At 68.5% G+C, this 18,026-nt stretch carries 10 protein-coding genes; 1 reads left to right on the forward strand and 9 read right to left on the reverse strand.

Annotated elements, in window-relative coordinates; all coding sequences use genetic code 11:
* Positions 1-38 precede the first annotated feature (38 nt).
* The 7 genes from ACIGII_RS02260 to ligA all read right to left on the reverse strand — a co-directional run bounded on the left by ACIGII_RS02260 (position 39) and on the right by ligA (position 11,850).
* On the reverse strand, positions 39-2,588 hold the full coding sequence (locus ACIGII_RS02260) for a membrane-bound PQQ-dependent dehydrogenase, glucose/quinate/shikimate family (protein WP_399634766.1): 2,550 nt from the start codon (positions 2,586-2,588) through the stop codon (positions 39-41).
* 306 nt (positions 2,589-2,894) lie between these two features.
* Complete coding sequence (gyrA, locus tag ACIGII_RS02265; RefSeq protein ID WP_399634767.1) at positions 2,895-5,609, reverse strand: DNA gyrase subunit A; 2,715 nt, start codon at positions 5,607-5,609, stop codon at positions 2,895-2,897.
* A 339-nt stretch (positions 5,610-5,948) separates the two neighbouring features.
* Positions 5,949-7,010 carry an S-methyl-5-thioribose-1-phosphate isomerase gene (gene mtnA, locus ACIGII_RS02270; protein ID WP_399634769.1) on the reverse strand — a complete coding sequence of 354 codons (1,062 nt, stop codon included), beginning with the start codon at positions 7,008-7,010 and terminating at the stop codon, positions 5,949-5,951.
* A gap of 18 nt (positions 7,011-7,028) precedes the next feature.
* Complete coding sequence (locus tag ACIGII_RS02275) at positions 7,029-7,724, reverse strand: DUF3011 domain-containing protein (protein WP_399635190.1); 696 nt, start codon at positions 7,722-7,724, stop codon at positions 7,029-7,031.
* A 190-nt stretch (positions 7,725-7,914) separates the two neighbouring features.
* Positions 7,915-8,859 (reverse strand): EF-P lysine aminoacylase EpmA, encoded by a 945-nt coding sequence (epmA, locus tag ACIGII_RS02280; protein ID WP_399634771.1) that lies wholly within the window; start codon positions 8,857-8,859, stop codon positions 7,915-7,917.
* Entirely contained in the window at positions 8,856-9,341 is a 486-nt protein-coding gene (locus tag ACIGII_RS02285) for a GNAT family N-acetyltransferase (RefSeq protein ID WP_399634773.1), read from the reverse strand. Before ACIGII_RS02285 ends, epmA begins: the two co-directional genes overlap by 4 nt.
* Positions 9,342-9,387: 46 nt before the next feature.
* Entirely contained in the window at positions 9,388-11,850 is a 2,463-nt protein-coding gene (gene ligA / locus ACIGII_RS02290; protein WP_399634775.1) for an NAD-dependent DNA ligase LigA, read from the reverse strand.
* 178 nt (positions 11,851-12,028) lie between these two features.
* On the opposite strand from ligA, the gene ACIGII_RS02295 reads away from it, so the two are divergent.
* Positions 12,029-13,147, forward strand: a complete 1,119-nt coding sequence (locus ACIGII_RS02295; RefSeq protein WP_399634777.1) for a pyridoxal phosphate-dependent aminotransferase — start codon at positions 12,029-12,031, stop codon at positions 13,145-13,147.
* 21 nt (positions 13,148-13,168) lie between these two features.
* On the opposite strand, the gene zipA is transcribed toward ACIGII_RS02295, so the two are convergent.
* Together zipA and smc are read right to left on the reverse strand one after the other, a co-directional pair.
* Positions 13,169-13,891 (reverse strand): cell division protein ZipA, encoded by a 723-nt coding sequence (gene zipA, locus ACIGII_RS02300; RefSeq protein WP_399634779.1) that lies wholly within the window; start codon positions 13,889-13,891, stop codon positions 13,169-13,171.
* A gap of 43 nt (positions 13,892-13,934) precedes the next feature.
* Entirely contained in the window at positions 13,935-17,438 is a 3,504-nt protein-coding gene (gene smc, locus ACIGII_RS02305) for a chromosome segregation protein SMC (protein ID WP_399634780.1), read from the reverse strand.
* Between the last annotated feature and the right edge of the window lie 588 nt (positions 17,439-18,026).

The raw sequence follows: 18,026 nt of genomic DNA on the forward strand, positions 1-18,026 counted from the left end.
ACCCTAGCCCCGGTGGGGCGGCCGACTAACAGTCGGCTCTACCGCTGGCTCTGACCGTTTTTGCTTCCCTTCGGCAACGCGTATGCCATCACGTAATCGCCGGCCGGGGTCTCCATGAAATGGTGGCCGCCGGCCATGATGACCACGTATTGGCGGCCCTCGTATTCGTAGACCATCGGGTTGGCCTGGCCGCCGGCGGGGAGCTTGGCGTGCCACAGTTCCTTGCCGGTCTTCAGGTCGATCGCGCGCAGCAGGTCGTCGGTTGCGGCGGCGATGAAGATCAGGCCGCTGGCGGTGACCGCCGAGCCGCCGTTGTTGGGGGTGCCTATCTCGATCGGCAGGCCGGAGCGGATACCGAAGGGGCCGTTGCCGCGCGCGCTGCCGAACGGACGATCCCAGAGCAGCTGGCCGGTGCGCAGGTCGATGGCACGGATGCCACCGTAGGGCGGCTGCTTGCACAGCAGCTTGGTGAACGGCAGCCGCCAGCCGGCGTTGACGTCGATGGCATACGGGGTGCCGGTCTGCGGGTCCCCCGCCCCTTCGGCACCGCCGCGGTCGGCGCGCACCATTTCGCGCGGGACCCAGCCCTTGCGGTCTGCCTCGGCGCGCGGCACCAGCCGGTTGTAGTTGGGCATGTCGTTGTAGTTGGCCACGATCACGCCATGCCGCGTGTCCACCGCGACGCTGCCCCAGTCCGAGCCGCCGTTGTACCCGGGATACTCGATGGAATGACGGTCGGCCGTCGGCGGCGTATAGAAGCCCTGGTAACTGGCCCTGCGGAACTGGATGCGGCACACCAGCTGGTCGACCGGGGTGATGCCCCACATGTCGCGCTCGGTCAGGTCGGGCTTGCGCAGCGTGTGGTACAGCGAAAACCGCTGGGTCGGCGCGCGTTGTTCGGGCTCAACGCCGCCGCCGGGCACCGCGCGCTCTTCCGCCGGCGTCAGCAGTTCACCGGTGCGGCGGTCCAGCACGTACAAGTCGCCCTGCTTGGTCGGCAGCAGGATCGCCGGCACCTTGCCGGCGGCGGTCGGGAAGTCGATCAGGGTGGCCTGCGAGCCGAGGTCGTAATCCCAGACGTCCTTGCGCACCGCCTGGAAGTTCCACACCGGTTTGCCGGTGGCCACGTCCAGCGCCACCAGCGAGGTCGCATAGCGGTTCTGGTTTTCAGTGCGCGAACCGCTCCAGTAATCGCCCGCCGAATTGCCCATCGGCAGGTACACCAGCCCCAGCTGCTCGTCGCCGGTCGCGGTGGTCCACATGTTGGGGGTGCCGCGCGTATACGTCTGGCCCTGCGGCGGCAGCCCGCTGCGGTCGGGTGCATCCATGTCCCACGCCCAGCGCAGCTTGCCGGTCTGTGCGTCGTAGGCCTGGATGACCCCGGACGGGGCATCGCGGCGTTGTCCGTCCAGCACCTGGTGGCCGGTGACGATCACGTCGCGCACGATCGCCGGCGGCGAGGTGATCGAGACATAGCCCGGTGGCACCTCTCCCATGCCCAGGGTGATGTCGACCTGGCCATTGTTGCCGAAGCCCGGGCACGGCCGGCCGGTGGCGGCGTCGACGGCGATCAGGCGCCCATCCAGCGTGCCTTCGATGATGCGCGCCGCGCACAGCGCGCGGTTGCTCGCAGCGAGCGGCCGGTTGCCCATGCTGGGCGGTGGTTCGGGCAGCGCCAGGTCGGCGGCGACATCGGCCAGCACCGGATCCACCTGCGGCACGCCGGGCACTTCGTAGTAGGCCACGCCGCGACATGCGGCCGTGTAGGGAATGGAAGCGTCTTTCACCTTGGGATTGAAGCGCCAGCGCTCCTTGCCGGTGGCCGCGTCCAGCGCGATGAGCTGGTTGCGCGCCGTACACAGGTACAGGCTGTCGCCCACCTTGAGCGGGGTGGTTTCGGCGCCCCAGCGCTTCTTCGGCAGGTCGCCGGTACGGAACTGCCAGGCCAGCTCCAGCGCCCCCACGTTGGCCGGGGTGATCTGCTGGAGGGGGGAATAGCGGGTGGCCGCGTTGCTGCGGCCCCAGGCGGTCCAGTCCTCCGCAGCCGGTTCGTCCGCCGGTTGCGTGCTGGCTTCGCGGGTCGGCGCCAGGCCGGTGCCGGTGACGTCCAGCGGGAACGCCTGGGTGCCGGCTACCGCGCCATGCGGCACGAACGCGAGCACGAAGGCGACCCCGAATACCAGCCCGAGTACGCCAGCGACGGTCCGCGAGACCCGGCGCGGGACCGGCGTGCGCAGGGTCGGCAGCAGCAGTGCGAGCAGGAAACCCAGCGCGGTGACCAGGCCGAGCCGCGGAACCCAGCGCCAGTAGTCGCCGCCCGACTCCCAGCCGGTCCACAGCAGGGTGCCGACGAACACCAGCAGGTACACCCAGGCGCCAGCGCGGCGGTTGCCCCACAGCAGCACGCCGGTAACGATCAGCCCTGCCCCGGCGAGCACGTAGTACCAGGAACCACCCAGTTGCGCGAGCCAGGCGCCCAGGCCGCCCAGTACCAGCCCGAGGAGCAGCAGGACGAGCGCGAGCACGGTGGTCAGGGGGTGGCGCGGCGGCACCCCCACGATCGGTTCTGAGGTCGGCACAGCGGACATCGGTGTTCTCCCCGGTACGGCGGAACCCTGGATGCTGCCGGCCTCCCCTGCTGGCCGGTTTTTTTGAAGCTTATGCCTGTTCGAGGTCGTTGGGGGGGATTTTTTGCGGGACGCGGATGCACCGCCTGGGCCGACCAACGGTATGCCCGCCGTCCTGACGGGCACCCTTCGGGCGGCCGCTTCGCGGCGTTGAGCACGGCTCCTGCCGTTCTCTTCAGCGCTACCAAAGCAACGGCAGCGGTAGAGAGTCCAGAACGAAAAACGCCGGCACTGGGCCGGCGTTCGTCGTGGTGCACTACGGTCCGATCAACCCTGCGGGTTTTCGTCGCCTGCGACCGGTGCCGGAGCGGCGTCGACCGGCGTTGCCGCGGCCTCCACGTCGTCCTCGACATCGTCGATGGAGGCGTCCATCCGCTCCACCGCCTGCAGCTTCTCGTCCTTGGACAGGCGGATCAGGGTCACGCCCTGGGTGTTGCGGCCCACGCGGGAGATTTCCGAGCCGCGGGTGCGGACCAGGGTGCCGCCATCGGAGATCAGCAGGACCTCGTCGCGCGAGCCCATCAGCACCGCGCTGACCAGCTTGCCGTTGCGCTCGGTGGTCTGGATGCCGATCACGCCCTGGGTGCCGCGGCCCTTGCGCGGGTAATCCGGCAGCGGGGTGCGCTTGCCGTAGCCGTTCTCGGTGGCGGTCAGGATGTACAGCATGCTGTCGTCGTCGCCGCCTTCGATCACGGCATCGCCGCTATCGACCACGGCTTCCTCGACCTGCACGTCGTCTTCGTTCTCGTCATCGCTGCCGCCGGCACGCTCGGCCACGATCAGGCTGACCACTTCCTCGCCCTTGGCCATCTTGATGCCGCGCACGCCGGTGGCGGTACGGCCCATCGAGCGGACCCGGTCTTCACCGAAGCGCACGGTCTTGCCGTTGGAGGCGAACAGCAGGATGTCGCGATCGCCATCGGTCAGGCCCACGCCGACCAGCGCATCGCCCTCGTCGAGGTTGATGGCGATCTTGCCGCGCGCCAGGCGGAACGCGAACTCGCTGAGCGGGGTCTTCTTGACGGTACCGTTGCGGGTGGCGAAGAACACGAACTGGCCTTCGGCGTACTCGCGTACCGGCAGCACGGCCTGCACCCGTTCACCGGATTCCAGCGGAATCCAGTTGATGATCGGGCGCCCGCGCGCGTTGGACCCGGCTTCGGGCAGCTGGTGCACCGGCAGCCAGAACACCTTGCCCGAACTGGTGAAGGTCAGCAGGGTGTCGTGGGTGTTGACCAGCCACAGCTGTTCGATGAAATCCTCTTCCTTGGTCGACGCCGCGCTGCGACCACGGCCGCCGCGACGCTGGGCCCGGTAGGCACTGACCGGCTGGCGCTTGACGTAGCCGGCGTGCGACACGGTGACCACCACGTCTTCCGGCGCGATCAGGTCCAGGATGTCCAGGTCTTCTTCGCTGTGGCGGATCTCGGTGCGGCGTTCGTCGCCGAACTCGGTGCGCACGTTGACCAGCTCTTCGCGGATGACCTGCAGCAGGCGGTCCGGATCTTCCAGGATGTGGATCAGTCCGGCGATGGTTTCCAGCAGCTGCTTGTACTCTTCGGTCAGGCGGTCCTGCTCCAGCCCGGTCAGGCGGTGCAGGCGCATTTCCAGGATCTGGGTGGCCTGGATCTCGGTCAGCTGGTAGCCGCCTTCGATCAGGCCCACGCCCTTGGGCAGGTCTTCCGGACGCGAGGTTTCCGCCCCGGCCGCGCCGAGCATCGACCCGACCAGGCCCGGTTCCCACAGCCGCGCCAGCATGCGCTCGCGGGCTTCGTTGGGGTTCGGCGAGGTCTTGATCAGCTCGATCATCTCGTCGATGTTGGCCAGCGCGACGGTCAGGCCTTCCAGCACGTGGGCACGGGCGCGCGCCTTGCGCAGCTCGAACACGGTGCGGCGGGTGACCACTTCGCGGCGGTGGCGCACGAAGGCCTCGAGCATCTGCTTGAGGTTCATCAGCTGCGGACGGCCGTCGACCAGCGCTACCATGTTGATGCCGAACACCGACTCCATCTGGGTCTGCTGGTAGAGGTTGTTCAACACAACTTCCGCCGACTCGCCGCGCTTGATTTCGATGTAGATGCGCATGCCGTCCTTGTCGGACTCATCGCGCAGCTCGCTGATGCCTTCGAGCTTCTTTTCCTTGACCAGCTCGGCGATCTTCTCGATCAACCGGGCCTTGTTCACCTGGTAGGGAATCTCGGTGACGATGATCGATTCGCGGCCGTTGTCGGCCACTTCGATATCGGCCTTGGCACGGATGCGTACCCGGCCACGACCGGTCCGGTAGCCGGCGACGATGCCGGCGGTACCGTTGATGATGCCGGAGGTCGGGAAGTCCGGACCCGGGATGTACTCCATCAGGCCGTCGACGTCGATGTCCGGGTTCTCTATCAGCGCGATGCACGCGTTGATCGATTCGGTCAGGTTGTGCGGCGGGATGTTGGTCGCCATGCCCACCGCGATACCGGCCGAACCGTTGACCAGCAGGTTCGGGAACCGGGTCGGCATGACCGTCGGCTCCAGTTCCTTTTCGTCGTAGTTGGGCTGGAAATCGACGGTTTCCTTGTCGATGTCGGCCATCAGCTCATGGGTGAGCCGCGACATGCGCGCTTCGGTGTAACGCATGGCCGCGGCGGAGTCGCCGTCGACCGAGCCGAAGTTACCCTGGCCATCGACCAGCATGTAGCGCAGCGAGAACGGCTGCGCCATGCGCACCAGGGTGTCGTACACCGACTGGTCGCCATGCGGGTGGTACTTGCCGATGACGTCACCGACGATACGCGCCGACTTGTAATACGGCTTGTTGCTGTGCGCGTTGAGTTCGTTCATCGCGTACAGCACGCGGCGATGCACCGGCTTGAGGCCATCGCGTGCATCCGGGAGGGCGCGCCCCACGATCACGCTCATGGCGTAATCGAGGTAGCTCTTGCGCATCTCGTCTTCCAGGTTGACCTGGATGATTTCCTTGGCGTTTTCTGCCATTCGGGTTCCGTTGTCTGGTAGCGGTCCAGTCCGTCGCGCCGGCCCTTGCGGGGCGGCGGCGCCGGAATCTCGATTAACTGACGGAGTCTACCACAACGGGGCCCTTTCCGCCGCCGTTTACGGTGTTTTTACCTGCAGGAATCAGGGACTTAGGTGCGGCTTCGGGACAATTGCGCAGGACCGCCGATGTGAGGGCCGATCGGCACCGCCTGGGCCGACCAACGGTCGGCGCTACCGCAACGCCACAGCCACGTCATCCCGGTAGCGCCGGCCGTTGGCCGGCCCACGCAGCACCCCGCCGCATCACGCCGGTAGCGCCGGCCGTTGGCCGGCCGACGGTCAACCGAACGCGGCCTGCATGTTGGCCACGGTGGGCTTCAGGATCACGCCCTTTTCGGTCACGATGGCGTCGATCAGCTCGCCGGGGGTCACGTCGAACACCGGGTTCCACGCCGCGATGCCCTCGGCCACGGTGCGGGTGCCCCCCACGCCGTACAGTTCGCCCGGATCGCGCTGCTCGATCTCGATCTGCGCGCCGTCGGCGGTGTCCATGTCCACCGTGGAGGACGGGGCCACCACCATGAACCTGACGCCGTGGTGGCGGGCGGCGATCGCCAGCTGGTAGGTGCCGATCTTGTTGGCGGTATCGCCATTGGCGCAGATGCGGTCGGCGCCCACGATCACCCACTGCACCGCACCGGTCTTCATCAGGTGCGAGGCCGCCGAATCGGCGATGAGGGTGGCGTCGATGCCGTCCTGCTGCAGTTCCCATACGGTCAGCCGGGCGCCCTGCAGCCACGGCCGGGTTTCGCCGGCAAACACCTTGGCAATGCGATGCTGGGCCATGCCCGCGCGGATCACCCCCAGCGCGGTCCCGAAGCCGGCAGTCGCCAGCGAGCCGGTGTTGCAGTGGGTGAGCACGCCGCTGCCCGCGTCGATCAGTCCGGCGCCGAGCGCGCCCATGTGGCGGTTGGCGGCCAGGTCTTCGTCGGCGATGGCCTGCGCCTCGTCGGTCAGCACCTGCGCCCAGTCGGCACCGGCCGGGGCCAGCGCACGGCGCATCCGGGCCAGCGCCCAGGCCAGGTTCACCGCGGTCGGGCGCGAGGCGTTCAGGCGCTGCAGCGCCGGCTCCAGCTTCGCCAGCGCCTGGGCACCGTCGTCGGCCTGCACCTGCTGCGCCGCCAGCACCACGCCCCATGCGGCAGCGATGCCGATGGCCGGGGCGCCGCGCACGGTCAAGGCATGGATGGCCTCGGCCACCGCGTCGCTGTCACGGCATTCCATGTGTTCGACCACGAAGGGCAGCTTGCGCTGGTCCAGCAGCTGCAGGGAATCACCGGTCCACAGGATCGGACGGATGTGGTCGTAGCGGGCGTAATCGATGTCGGGGGATGCGTTCATGCGCCCCATTGTAACGGGTCAATTCACCTGGAACTCGGCGCGGCAGCCCTCGTCGACCCACACCCCGCGCGCATCCCAGCCCCAGCTGCGACCCTGCTCGCAGGGGCTGCCGGACAGCTGCTTGACCAGCCGCGCGTCCTTGCTGATCCCGGCGCCACAGAACCGGCGCTGGCGGGATTTGGATTCGCACACCAGGGTGCGCGGGACGTCCAGGAATCCGCTGCCATCGGCAGCGCCGACCTCGAAATCCCCCTGGCAGCCGCGGGTGACCCAGATCTCATTGCGCTTCACTCCCCAGCTGTGTCCTTCACGACACGGCAAGGCACCCAGCTGGCGCAGCAGCCGCACCGGCGCACCCTGCAGCATCACCGGGCAGCTGGTGGGCCGCCCGTTGGATTCGCAGCGCACCACGCGGCGCACGTTGCGTTGGGTGCCTGGGGTGGCCTGGGCAATGCCGCGACTGCGGAACTCCGCCCGGCAGCCCAAGGTGACCCATACCCCCGTGCGATCGGTGCCCCACTCCGAGCCGCGCACGCAGCTGTTGTCGGAGAGCTGGCGGACCAGGTCGACGCCGCCTGCCACCGGCATGTCGCAGTGCACCCATTCCATGTCGCGCGACTGGCAACGGACTACCTGTCCTGCGTAGCCGTTTTCGGCCCAGGCGACGCCCGGCAGCAGGCCGGCGCACAGCAGCAGTCCGGCCACGGGCAGCATCCAGCGTTGCGCGTCCCGTGCGGGAAGGCGCCACGTCATTGCCCATGGCATTGGCCCAGCAGCTTGCACCCGCGTCATCACCACCCTTCCTGCCGCTACTGAACGATTACGTCGACACCATCCGACATCGGGTGTGATCAGAGCATCATCGTGGGGTGTGCGCAATACACGCAGGTGGCAGGCAACGCGTTCAGGCCTGGGCGAACTCGAACGCGAGCACGTCGGCGATACGGCCGGTGCGGTTCATCGCCATCAGCAGCCGGTCGACGCCCACGGCGACACCGGCGCAGTCCGGCAGTGACGGCAATGCCTGCAACAGGTGTTCATCCAGCGGCGGCAGCACGTCGCCACGGGCACGCCGCACGGCATGGTCGCGGTCGAAGCGGCTGCGCTGTTCGGTCGCATCGTTCAGTTCGTGGTAGCCGTTGGCCAGCTCCACGGCGCCCAGGTACAACTCGAAGCGTTCGGCCAACGGCGGCGTGCCCGGACGAACGCGCGCCAGCGCCGCCTGGCTGGCCGGCCAGTCGTGCACCACGGTCATGCAGTCGTCCGCAAACTGCGGCTGGATGCAGTGGGTCATCAGCAGGTCCAGCCAATCGTCGCGGGTCAGGCCGTCGGCCGCGATCCGCACGCCGGCCAACGGCGCCTGCAGGTCCTCCAGCCGCGCGTCGAACGGGTCCACCCCCACCCGTTCCCGGTACAGGCTGCGGTAGTTCACCACCTCCAGCCGCGCCTCGCGCTGCACCAGCGCCAGCGCCGCACGCACCAGTGCGGCGGTTTCCTCGATCAGGCGGTGGTGGTCCCAGCCCACCCGGTACCACTCGAGCATGGTGAATTCCGGATTGTGGCGGCCGCCGGCCTCGCCATTGCGGAATACCCGGCCCAGCTCGTAACAGTCGCCCACCCCGGCCGCCAGCAGCCGCTTCAACGGGTACTCCGGCGAGGTGCGCAGCCAGCGCTGCGCGCTGCCGGCATCGACATGGCCGCTGAAACGGGTATGGAAGCTGTCGATGTTGGGCTCGGTGTTGCCGGCCGCCGACAGGATCGGCGTCTCCACTTCCAGCACGTCGCGTTCGGCGAAGAACGCACGGACCAGCGCGTTCAATGCGGCGCGTTGGCGCAGTGCCGCGATCACCCGCGCGCGTCCCGCAGGCGCTTGGCCAGCTGCAGGGTCAACAGGCTGCGGGTGTCATCCACATAGCCGGTGGCCAGGTACAGACGGCGGGCCAGCTCGTTATGGTGGTTCACTTCCAGGCGCATGCGCTCAACCCCGCGAGCATTGGCGCGCTGCTCGAGGATGGCCAGGGCCTGCTTGCCGCGTCCGCGTCCACGCGCGGCATGGCTGAGGTACAGCTCATCCAGCAGCGCGTAGTGGCCGCCCTGTTCCAGGCTGAAGCCCATGGCCAATGCCGCATGCCCGACCACCTCACCGGTGTCGGACAGCCACAGCAGCACTTCGCCGTTGCGCGGGTCTTCCAGCAGCGCGGCCAGTGCACGGCGCACGCGCGCTTCCTCGAAGTCCAACTGGTCTTCGGCGTAGAACGCGCGCATCAGGCCGATCACCAGTTCGGTGTCGGCGACGGTGGCGAGGCGGAAATCGAGGGGAGCGGTCTGCATGGTGAATCGATCCGTGTCGTGAACGAGGTCGCGGGATGGCGGCAGGTCAGTGTTCCGCGAGATACGCGACCAGGCGGTCTTCGTCCCAGACCTCGATGCCGAGTTCAGTGGCCTTGGTGAGCTTGGAGCCCGCGTCGGTCCCCGCCACTACGAACGAGGTTTTCTTCGACACGCTGCCGGCGACCCTGGCACCGAGCGCTTCCAGGCGCTCCTTTGCCTCGTCGCGGGTCATCTGTGCCAGCGTGCCGGTCAATACCACGGTCTGGCCGTCAAGCGGCCCGGCCTGCTGTCCGGCCTGTTCCGGGGCCCGCTCCAGCAGGGTGCGCCGGTAGTCGTCGGCCTTGAGCAGCATCGGTCCGTGGCCATCGCGGTCCAGCCACTCGGCCACACCCAACGCCACCTCGTTGGGCAGGCCGGCGGCCACCAGCTGCACCGGCTCGGCGTCCAGCACGCTGGCCGCATCCGGCAGCAGGGTCGTCAGCTTCTCGGCGCGCAGGCGGGTGATGCCGGGAATCTCTGCTTCCACCAGCAGCTGCGCGAAGTCCAGGCCATCGCGCAGCTTCGCGCTGGGCGGATGGGTGTCGCTGATCCGCACCTGGCCGACCTGCAGCAGCGCGTCGATGGCCTCCTGGTTGCCGGGCTGTTCGAAGAAATGCCCGAGCGAACGCGCCACTTCCCCGCCGATGTCGGGCACGCGCTTGAACAGCGGCCACGGCAGGTGCCGGATCAGCTCCAGGTCGCCGAACCAGCTGGCCAGGGCCTTGGCGGTACTCTCGCCGACGTGCTCGATCCCCAGCGCGAACAGCAGGCGCTCCAGGGTGGTGGTGCGGCTGGCATCGATCGCGGCGATCAGGTTGTCGGCCCACCTGGTGGCGATCTTCTTCGTGTTCCATGCGAACGCGGCCGGCAGCGCCAGCGCGCGTGCGCGCCAGCGTTCGTCAGCGGGGTCGAGCGCCAGCACGTCGCGAAGATATTGGCCGCTGCCGTCCGGCGGCAGGTGTGCGCCGATCTGGCTGGCCAGCGCCTGCGGTGATTCGGCGTCGAGCACCAGCTTCAGCTGCAGCAGCTGGTCGCGGGTCAGCCGGTACAGGTCGGCCACGCCGCGCACGATACCGGCATCGACCTGCGTTTCGATGTACTTGCCGCCCAGCCCGTCGATGTCCATCGCACGGCGCGAGGCGAAGTGGGCAATGGCTTCCTTGCGCTGCGCCGGGCAGCTGAGCTCGCCCGAGCAGCGCCACGCGGCCGCGCCTTCCTCGCGCACGATCTCCGCGCCGCACACCGGGCAGTGGGTGGGCATCGTCCACGGGGTGGTTCCCTTCGGACGGCGGTCGGCAATGATGCTCACCACTTCGGGAATCACATCGCCGGCGCGGCGCACGATCACCGTGTCGCCCACCCGCACGTCCAGCCGCTGGATCTGGTCGGCGTTGTGCAGCGTCGCATTGGAGACGATCACCCCGGCCACGGCCACCGGGTGCAGGCGCGCGACCGGGGTGGCGGCGCCGGTGCGGCCGATCTGGATTTCGATCGCCTCCACCGTGGTGGTCTGCTCCTGTGCCGGGAACTTGTGCGCGATCGCCCAGCGCGGGGCGCGCGACACGAAGCCCATCTGCTCCTGCCCGGCGCGGTCGTCCAGCTTGTAGACCACGCCATCGATGTCGAAGGCCAGCCCGTCGCGGCGCTCGCCGATGTCGCGGTAGTAGGCCAGCAGACCCTCGCTGCCCTCCACCACCTGGCACAGTTCGCTGACCGGAAAACCCCATGCCTTCAGCTGGGCCAGCGTGGCCGAATGGGTGGGCGGCAGGTCGCCGCCCTGCACCTCGCCGGTGCCGTAGGCGTAGAAGCTGAGCTTGCGGCGGGCGCTGAGTTTCGGGTCGAGCTGGCGCAGCGAGCCGGCGGCCGCATTGCGCGGATTGGCCAGTACCTTGCCTTCATGCAGGCGGGCATCGGCGTTGTACGCCTCGAAATCGGCGCGGGCCATGTAGACCTCGCCGCGCACTTCCAGCACCCGCGGCCAGCCGCTGCCCTGCAGGGTCTGCGGAATCACCTGGATCTGGCGCAGGTTGGCGCTGACGTCCTCGCCGGTGCTGCCATCGCCGCGGGTGGCACCCTGCACGAAGCGGCCGTCCTCGTAGCGCAGGCTGATCGCCAGGCCGTCCAGTTTGGGTTCGGCAGAAAAGAACAGCGCGTCGCGGCGCAGGCGCTCGCCGATGCGCCGCACGAAATCCTGCACTTCCACGTCGCTGAAGGCATTGCCCAGCGACAGCATCGGCACCGCATGGCGCACCTCGGCAAAGCGCGAGGCCGCCCTGCCGCCGACCCGCTGGGTCGGCGAATCGGCCTGGACCAGTTCCGGGTGGGCCTGTTCCAGCGCTTCCAGTTCGCGCACCAGGCGGTCGTAGTCGGCATCGGGAATCAGCTGCTCATCGCGATCGTAGTACGCCTTGCCGGCCTCGTTGATCTGGCGGCGCAGGGCCTCGGCGCGTTGGGCAGGGCTGGAAGGCATGCGGCAGACATCCTGTGAGGGGGGTGAATTCTAGGCCGAACAGGGCTGGATCGGTCAGCTTTACGCAGAATCCGCCCGCGCCGGTTCGGAGCCCGACGAAACACGTCGGCAACGGCTTGCCTGCCCCGCCGCCGGGCGCTAGCGTTCCGGACATTGTCCTGATCCCGGTGTTCCCGCCATGTCATCGCCCGTTGCCTCGCGCCGTACCTTCCTGCAGCTGGCCGGTAGCGGGCTGGCCTTGTCCGGCATCGGCCTGGCGCCGGCCTCGCCTGCCTCCAGCGTGGTCCTGCCGACCCGGGCGGCGCCCGCCGGTTCGGTGCTGCTCAATTTCAATGAGAGCCCGTATGGCCCGGCGCCGGAGGCGCAGGCGGCAGCGCGCGCGATCGTGGCCGACAGCGGGCGCTATCTGTTCGCCCTGGCCGGGGAACTGCGCGACACCTTCGCGCAACAGGAAGGGGTGAGCGCCGACCGCGTGCGCCTGTTCCCCGGCTCCAGCGAACCGCTGAGCCGCGCGGCGGTGGCCTGGACCTCGGCCACCGCCGGGTTGGTGGTGGCCGACCCGACCTTCGAGAGCCTGGGCGACCTGGCCGCCGCGCGCGGCGCCAAGGTGGTGAAGGTACCCCTGCGGGACGATGGCGCGCACGACGTCCACGCCATGGTCGAGGCGGCGCGGCGGGTCGATGCCGGCCTGGTGTATCTGTGCAATCCGAATAATCCGACCGGCTCGATCACCCCGGCGGCGGACATCGCCTGGCTGCTGGCGCACAAGCCGAAGCAGACCCGGCTGCTGGTGGACGAGGCCTACCTGCAGTTCAGTGCGCAACCGTCGCTGATCGCGCAGGTGATGCAGCGCGATGACGTGATCGTGCTGCGCACCTTCTCCAAGCTGTACGGCATGGCCGGGCTGCGGCTGGGCGTGGCGGCGGCGCACCCGGACCGGCTGCGCGAGCTGGCCAGCCTGGGCGACAACCCGCTGCCGGTCACCGCGCTGGCGGCTGGCCTGGCCAGCCTGCGCGCACCGGGCCTGGTGGCACAGCGGCGCGAACAGAACACGCGGGTGCGCCAGGCCACGGTGGCGTGGCTGGAAGCGCGCGGTTTCCGCTGCCTGCCGAGCGAAGCGAACTGCTTCATGGTCGACGTGCAGCGCGACGGCAGCGCGTTCACCAAGGCGATGGCCGAACGCGGCGTGGTGATCGGCCGCAGCTGGCCGATCTGGCCGCAGGTGGTGCGGGTGAGCGTTGGCACCGAAGCGGAGATGGCGGCATTCCGCACGGCATTCGCGGCCATCACGGCCTAGCGGCAACGCGCCTCGCTGGCTTCACCAACGGGGCGCTTTCGTAAGCGGCGGCGCCTGGTGCTGGCGGTCGTAGGCGCGCAGCTCGTCACGGATGTGGGCGACACGCTGGCGGCCCAGGGTGGCGCGGTTGTCGTCCAGCACCAGGCCGCCAAGCAGTTCGCCCATGCGCTCCACCGTGGGCAGCATCTTTTCCCAGGCATCCAGCGCGGTCAGCGGCGCGGGAAGGGTCAGGAAGAAGGCGATCGCCGGGGTTTCCATCTCGCGGATGGTGGCCATGTCGAAACTGCCGGGCTTCATGATGCTGGCCATGGAGAAGATCGGGCCACGCTCGGGGTGGCCTTCCACCAGGCGGTGGAAGACGTTCATGTGGCCAAACACCAGCCCGGTCTTCTCGGCCGCCACCACGATGTCTTCGCCGCGCAGCACTTCACCGGCGCGGGCGGCCACGAACAGCGAGACGATCTTGTCGAAATCCTGGACCGGGCGCTTGCCAAGGTCGCTGGCCGGGGCATCCACCTCGGGCAGGCCCAGTTCGGCCTGGGTCACGCCGTCGTCGCTGGCGGCGGCGTCGCTGCCGGGGTCGGTCTCGCCCAACAGGGGCTCACGGCGCTGGCCGGTGGCATCACCACCTTCCACGCGGCGGCCCTGCGACTTCTTGCGCGGTCTACCGAACAGGAAGATCGCAGCAATCAGCAGCAGGCCAGCGGCCAGGATGCCGATGCGGAGCAGTGCCATGTCGGACATTCTAGGGGTCTCCTGCTGAATACGTTCAGGTAAGCATGGCACGTCAGGCCGCGCCCGCCAATCGTGCCGCCTCTTCCAGGTCCACGCTGACCAGGCGGCTGACGCCCGGCTCGCGCATGGTCACGCCCGAGAGCTGGTGCGCCGCCTCCATCGTGGCCTTATTGTGGCTGACGAACAGGAACTGCACCTTCTCGCTCATTTCCTTGACCATGTTGGCCAGGCGGCCGACGTTGGCTTCATCCAATGGCGCATCCACTTCGTCCAGCAGGCAGAACGGTGCCGGGTTGAGCTGGAAGATCGCAAACACCAGCGCCACCGCGGTCATCGCCTTCTCGCCACCGGAGAGCAGCGAGATGCTGGACACCCGCTTGCCAGGCGGGCGCGCCATGATGGTCACACCCGTGTCGAGAAGGTCTTCACCGGTCAGTTCGAGGTAGGCATGGCCACCGCCGAACAGGCGCGGATAGAGCTGCTGCACGCCCGCATTGACGCGGTCGAAGGTGTCCTTGAAGCGGCCGCGGGTTTCGCGGTCGATCTTGCGGATGGCATCTTCCAGCGTTTCCAGCGCGGTGGTCAGGTCGGTGTTCTGCGCGTCCAGGTACTCCGAGCGCTGCGAGGCCTCGCCGTACTCCTGGATGGCGGCCAGGTTGACCGGCTCGAGCCGGCGCATGCGGCCGTCGATCTGGTGCACGGACTGTTCCCAGTCGCTGATGCGGGCGTCTTCGGGCAGTGTGTTGATCACATCCTGCAGCACGAAACCGGCCTTCTCCACCGCGGCGGTGAGCTGGTCGGCGCTGAGTACCAGCGCCTGCTGGTCCAGCTTGCGCTGCGAAATGCGCTCGCGCTGGGCCAGGGCCTGCTCGTCGCGCTGGTGGCGGGTCTGTTCGAAGGTGCGCAGTTCAGCGTCGATGCTTTCCAGCAGGGTGCGCGCTTCGCCGAGCACGCGGTCGGCGCGAACCCGTTCGCCGAGTGCGTTCTGGTGTTCGGCTTCGAGCGCGTGGACGGGTGAATCGCCTTCGTCGAGCTGGGCATGCAGTTCACCCAGGCGCGAGTCGAGCTGGCCGCGCTGGGTACTCATGCGCTCCAGCGCCTGGCTCAGCGAGGCCACCTGGGTGCGCTGCGATTCGAGGGTGAGGGCCAGCGCATGGGCGCTGTCGCGCACGTTGCGCGCGGCCTCACGGGCACGGTCGCGGGCGTCGCCCAGCTGGCGGCGCTCGTTTTCCAGTGCCTGCTTGACCGACTCGAGGTCGCCCATGCTGTTGACCGCGTCGTCCAGGCGGCCGCGCGCTTCGCGGACCTGTTCACGGCTGGCGTCGAGGGTTTCCAGCAGCTGCGAGAGCTCGCCTTCGATGCGGTCGATGCGGTTGCGTGCGGCGTCGACCTTGCCCTGCTGGCTCTGCAGCTGGCCACCGAGTTCGGAGACGCTGCGGTGGGCCAGGTACAACTGGCGCTGGGCGTCTTCGCGCTGCTGTTCGCCGGCCAGCAACTGGTCGCGGAAGCCGGCCAGGCGGTTCTCCAGCTCGGCTTCGCGTTCCTGCAGGCTGTCGATCTGTTCGCGCAGGCTGACGATTTCGCGCTCGCGCAGCAGTGCGCCCTGTTTGGCCGCGCCGGAGCGCGAGACGCGCACCCAACCTTCACCGAGGCGTTCGCCGCCGCGGGTGATCACCGAGTCGCCGTCGGCCAGGGTGGCCTGCAGGGCGCGGGCCTGTTCCAGGTCGTCGGCAGCATGCAGGCGGGCCAGCAGGCGGCGGATGGCGGTCGGGCCCTGCACCTTGGCCGCCAGCGAGGTCGGGGCGACCTGCAGGGGGCGGGTATCGGCCGAGACCAGGGCGATGCGCCCGTCGCCCAGTTCGGCAAGGGCGCCGACCAGGTCTTCCGGGGCGTCGACCAGCACGCCTTCAATCAGCTGGCCGAGCGCGCTTTCGACGGCGTTTTCCCAGCCGCTTTCCACGCTCAGGCGTTCGCCGACGCGGGCGCCGGAATCCAGGCCATGCTGCTTGAGCCACGCCACGGCGGCGCCCTGCTCCTGCCCCAGTGCGGCCTGCTGCAGGGTTTCCAGCGAGGACAGGCGGCCGCGCGCGGCCTGGGCCTGCTTGCGGATGTCGGCCAGCTCGGTCTGGCCGGTGCGCTGGCGCTCCTGCAGGCCGGCGACGGCCTCCTTGCGGGCCTCGACCTGTTCGGTCAGCCCGTCGAGGGCGGCCTTCTGGGTTTCATGCTGCAGTTGCAGTTCTTCGAAGGCGTCGGCCAGTGCGTCCAGGTCCAGGCCCGCGCGTTCGGCGCTGAGCGCTTCACGGCGGCGATCGGCTTCCAGCACCTGGCGGTCGAGGTAGTCGACGCGGGTGCGTTCGACTTCGCCGGCACGCGAAGCTTCGGAGGTGGTGCGGGTATGCGCTTCCCAGCGCGCCTGCCAGTCGGCCAGCCTGGCCTCGGCGTCGCGCAGGGCTTCCTGCTTGATTTCGTTCTCTTCCTGCAGCTGTTCCAGCTGCGGTTCGGCCAGGTCCACGGCTTCGCGCAGGACCATCAGTTTGGCTTCGTCGCCGCTGATGTGCTGGCCCAGCTCGGCCAGGGCCTGGCTGGTTTCGTCGCGGGCCTTGTGCAGGCGCTGGGACATTTCGCGCTGGTGCTGGATCTGCTGTTCAAGCCGGGCCAGGGTGCTGCCGACCTGGTAGACCTCGGCCTGGGCGGTGCTGAGCGCGTCGGCGGCTTCTTCGCGGCGCACGCGGCTGGTTTCGATGCGGGCTTCGGCGTCGCGCTGTTCGGCGATCAGCTGCTGCAGGCGGGTTTCTTCCTGCGACAGGGCGTCGCGCAGGCCGCCGAGGCGGCTGTCCAGGTTGCGGAACTCCAGCGCCTTCCATTCGGCGTCCTTGACCCGGCGCTCTTCCTGCAGGCCCTGGTACTGCTCGGCCTGGCGGGCCTGGCGCTTGAGGTGTTCGAGCTGCTTGCCGATCTCCTCGCGCAGGTCGTTGAGGCGGTCGAGGTTTTCGCGGGTGTGGCGGATGCGGGTTTCGGTTTCCTTGCGGCGTTCCTTGTACTTGGAAATGCCGGCGGCCTCTTCCAGATACACGCGCAGGTCTTCGGGGCGGGCTTCGATGATCTGGCTGATCATGCCCTGTTCGATGATGGAGTAGCTGCGCGGGCCAAGGCCGGTGCCCAGGAACAGGTCGGTGATGTCGCGGCGGCGGCACTTGGTGCCGTTGAGGTAGTAGTTGCTGCTGCCGTCGCGGCTGACCGTGCGCTTGACCGAGATTTCGTTGAACGAGGCGTACTCGCCGGTGATGGTGTGGTCGCTGTTGTCGAAGATCAGTTCAACGGTAGCCTGGGACACCGGCTTGCGCGCCGACGAGCCGGAGAAGATGACGTCGGTGAGCGAGTCGCCACGCAGGCGGCTGGCCGAGCTTTCGCCCATGACCCAGCGCACGGCGTCGATGATGTTGGACTTGCCACAGCCATTGGGCCCGACCACGCCGGTCATGTTGGTGGGCAGATGCAGGGTGGTGGGATCAACAAACGACTTGAAGCCGGACAGCTTGATCGTGGACAGACGCATGGCGTGGTGGGCTTCCGGACAGTCGCGATAGACCGAGTATAACGGTGCCGATGTTCCACGGGCGTCTGTTGCCAGCCGGAGCCTTTGTGCGACCAAGGGTGCAAGGTCGTAGAGCCGGGCTCTGCCCGGCTGCTGTTGGTTCTGTACGAACAGCCGCTGGCTGCAGGGTTTCCTTGGCTTGGGCTGGCGGGGGCGGGTATGCGGGGGCCGCCGTAAACCCATCCATGGGGGCTTGGTCGCGGCTTGCACGTGTGCGCTGTCCTGCGCACACGGCAAGACCGGGGTTGGGCTCCTGCCCAACCCGTCGGGCGCATGCGCCCGACCCATGCCGCTCACACCCCCGCATACCCACCCCCGCCAACCCTTCGGCAGTGTGTCGTTGCCACGGGAAAAGCCGGTGCCGGCCGCAGCCGGCGTAGGGACACGCCATGCGTGTCTGCCGTTCCCAACCGCACACGACCCTGTATGGGGGCGGACGGCGGGTAGCCCCCGTAGGGACTGTCAAAAACATGGATGTTTTTGACAAGCCCCCATGGGTGAAGGCGCACTGCTTGCGAGGCACTGCCTCGCGTGCGACTGAACGCACAG

This window comes from Stenotrophomonas sp. NPDC077420, from assembly GCF_044543385.1.
Classification (GTDB): domain Bacteria; phylum Pseudomonadota; class Gammaproteobacteria; order Xanthomonadales; family Xanthomonadaceae; genus Stenotrophomonas.

Excerpts from the sequence above, each read along its gene's own strand:
- ligA (WP_399634775.1), bottom strand. The coding sequence starts at position 11,850 with ATGCCTTCCAGCCCTGCCCAACGCGCCGAGGCCCTGCGCCGCCAGATC.
- zipA (WP_399634779.1), bottom strand. The coding sequence starts at position 13,891 with ATGTCCGACATGGCACTGCTCCGCATCGGCATCCTGGCCGCTGGCCTG.
- ACIGII_RS02285 (WP_399634773.1), bottom strand. The coding sequence starts at position 9,341 with ATGCAGACCGCTCCCCTCGATTTCCGCCTCGCCACCGTCGCCGACACC.
- ACIGII_RS02275 (WP_399635190.1), bottom strand. The coding sequence starts at position 7,724 with ATGCTGCCCGTGGCCGGACTGCTGCTGTGCGCCGGCCTGCTGCCGGGC.
- gyrA (WP_399634767.1), bottom strand. The coding sequence starts at position 5,609 with ATGGCAGAAAACGCCAAGGAAATCATCCAGGTCAACCTGGAAGACGAG.
- mtnA (WP_399634769.1), bottom strand. The coding sequence starts at position 7,010 with ATGAACGCATCCCCCGACATCGATTACGCCCGCTACGACCACATCCGT.
- ACIGII_RS02260 (WP_399634766.1), bottom strand. The coding sequence starts at position 2,588 with ATGTCCGCTGTGCCGACCTCAGAACCGATCGTGGGGGTGCCGCCGCGC.
- ACIGII_RS02295 (WP_399634777.1), top strand. The coding sequence starts at position 12,029 with ATGTCATCGCCCGTTGCCTCGCGCCGTACCTTCCTGCAGCTGGCCGGT.
- smc (WP_399634780.1), bottom strand. The coding sequence starts at position 17,438 with ATGCGTCTGTCCACGATCAAGCTGTCCGGCTTCAAGTCGTTTGTTGAT.